At 67.8% G+C, this 2,438-nt stretch carries 4 protein-coding genes; all 4 read left to right on the forward strand.

Features of this window, described 5'->3' with window-relative positions; all coding sequences use genetic code 11:
* Positions 1 to 105: 105 nt before the first annotated feature.
* Positions 106 to 987: a YicC/YloC family endoribonuclease gene (locus FVW27_RS13180; RefSeq protein WP_167125825.1), complete on the forward strand. Its 882-nt coding sequence runs from the start codon at positions 106 to 108 to the stop codon at positions 985 to 987.
* A gap of 92 nt (positions 988 to 1,079) precedes the next feature.
* Positions 1,080 to 1,346 carry a DUF370 domain-containing protein gene (locus FVW27_RS13185; protein WP_007523300.1) on the forward strand — a complete coding sequence of 89 codons (267 nt, stop codon included), beginning with the start codon at positions 1,080 to 1,082 and terminating at the stop codon, positions 1,344 to 1,346.
* Positions 1,346 to 1,975, forward strand: coding sequence for a guanylate kinase (gene gmk / locus FVW27_RS13190; RefSeq protein WP_167125828.1), 630 nt, complete (start codon positions 1,346 to 1,348; stop codon positions 1,973 to 1,975). Before FVW27_RS13185 ends, gmk begins: the two co-directional genes overlap by 1 nt.
* A 5-nt stretch (positions 1,976 to 1,980) precedes the next feature.
* Positions 1,981 to 2,438, forward strand: a 458-nt coding sequence (locus FVW27_RS13195) for an orotidine 5'-phosphate decarboxylase / HUMPS family protein (RefSeq protein WP_208294779.1), incomplete at its 3' end; no start/stop codon positions are given.

Raw genomic sequence — 2,438 nt, forward strand, 5'->3', positions numbered from 1 at the left:
GCACGCCGCGCCCCGGTCTTCCCGTCCGCCCCGCCGTCCTCCGCCGTCTGGCCGTCTTTCCGGCGCCACGGCCCGCCGCGCGGGGCGCAACCGCAGGAGATTTCTATGCTCAGAAGCATGACCGGTTTCGGACGCAGCTTCCTTGAAGACGCCGACTGGACGCAGACCTGGGAAGTGCGCAGCGTGAATGGCCGTCACCTCGACATGAAGTGGCGGCTTCCCGTTTTCGTGCGCAACCTTGAACCGCGCTTCGAAAAAGTGGTGCGCAAGTTCGCCACGCGTGGCCGGGTGGACATCACCCTGGGGCTGCAACTGCGCCGGGGCGACCTGGGCGTGGTGGGCTTCAACGAAACCCAGGCCTCGGCCATGCTGGATACCCTGGCCGCCTTCGCCGCCGCGCGCGGCGATGCCTACAGCCCGGACTACAACCGCATGCTCGGCCTGTCCTTCCTGTGGGAGGACGCGGGCGCGGAGCCGGACGAGGACCTGCTGGCCGGGCTGGAAGCGGGCCTTGCTGCCGCGCTGGAAGACTGGAACGAATCGCGCGCCCGCGAGGCCAAGGCCCTGGCCATGGACATGACCTCGCGCATCATCCGCATGGACGAATGGGTGGCCCGCATCGAGGAACGCGCCCCGGACATCAAGGAAGAACGCTTCCAGAGCGTGCGCGACCGCCTGTCCGAGCTGCTGGAACGAGCCGGGAGCGAACTGGACGAAGGGCGCTTTTTGCAGGAAATCACCCTGCTGGCCGACAAACTGGATGTGAGCGAGGAACTGACCCGCCTGCGCGCCCACCTGGACCGGCTGCGCGAACTCATGGACCAGGGCGGCGACGCGGGCAAGCGGCTGGACTTCACGCTTCAGGAGTGCTTCCGCGAGATCAATACCTGCGGCAACAAGATCCAGGACGCGCAGATTTCGCGCCTGGTGGTGGACTTCAAGAGCGAACTGGAAAAGTACCGCGAGCAGGTGCAGAACATAGAATAGCAAGCCCGTGTCCGCCCGCACCTGCCCTCACACGGCGTCCGCGCCGCCGGGGCGCAGCGCGGGCATGAGGCAATGGGGCACGCCGGAACGCCATGCAGCAGAAACCGTCATCGCAAAAGCTCATCAACGTAGGCTTCGGCAACTTCGTCGTGGCCTCGCGCGTGGTGGCCATCGTCAACCCCTCGTCGTCGCCCATGCGTCGCCTGCGCGAAGACGCGCGGCAGGAGGGGCGGCTGGTGGACGCCACGCAGGGGCGCAAGACCCGCTCCATCATCATCACAGACTCGAACCACGTCATCCTTTCGGCCATCCAGGCCGAAACCGTGGGCCAACGCTACACGCAGGAGGACGCCGACTGATGGCCCGCCAACGCTCCGGCATCGTGCTTGTGCTGTGCGCCCCCTCGGGCACCGGCAAGACCACCCTGACCAAACGCCTGCTCGCGGAATTTTCCCGCTTTGCCTACTCCATTTCCTACACCACCCGCCAGCCTCGCACGGGCGAGGTGCATGGCCGCGACTACCATTTCGTCACGGTGGGCGAATTCACCCGCCTGCGCGACGAAGGCTTCTTTGCCGAATGGGCCGAGGTGCACGGCAACTTCTACGGCACGCCCCTGCAAGCCACCCTGGACATGCTGCGCGACGGGCGCGACGTGATCTTCGACATCGACGTGCAGGGTGCAAGCCAGTTGCGCGGCAGCCTGCGCCAGGGGTGCTACGTGTTCATCCTGCCGCCCTCGCGGGCGGAACTGGAGCGCCGCCTGCGTGCGCGCGGCACCGACGACGAGCCCACCATCCAGCGCCGCCTGGCCAATGCCGCCAAGGAACTGGACCAAGCCCACTGGTTCAACGCCTGGATCGTCAACGAAGACCTGGAAACCGCCTACGACGAACTGCGGGCCGCGTACATCGCCGCCACGCTGTCGCCCTCGTGCAGCCCCGACCTTGTGGGGGGGCTCATGGAGGGGTGGCGGGAAGGACGGTGAGTCGCATGGCCGAACTGGTTATCGCACTGGATTGTCCGACCATGGACGCGGCCCTGGCCACGGCCCGCGGGCTGCGCGGCGCGACCGATACGGCGGGTGCGCCGGGCACGGCGGAAGACGCCGGGGGGCGCCTGTGGATGAAGGTGGGGCTGGAACTGTTCACCGCCAGCGGACCCGAGGTGGTGGCCCGCCTGAAGGACATGGGCTTTCCCGTGTTTCTGGACCTGAAGTTTCACGACATTCCCAACACGGTGCGCGGGGCGGTGCGTTCAGCCGTGGCCACCGGGGCGGACATGTGCAACATCCACCTTTCCGGCGGCGAACGCATGTGCCGCGCGGCGGTGGAGGGCCTGGCCGAGGGCGCGGCGGTGCGCGGGCACGGGATTGCCCCGATCCTGCTGGGCGTCACCGTGCTGACCAGCGTGGCGCCGGGCGAGTTGCCCGGCGGGGCCGATCCTTGCGC

The organism is Nitratidesulfovibrio liaohensis, assembly GCF_011682075.1.
In the GTDB taxonomy this organism is placed as follows: Bacteria; Desulfobacterota; Desulfovibrionia; order Desulfovibrionales; family Desulfovibrionaceae; genus Cupidesulfovibrio; species Cupidesulfovibrio liaohensis.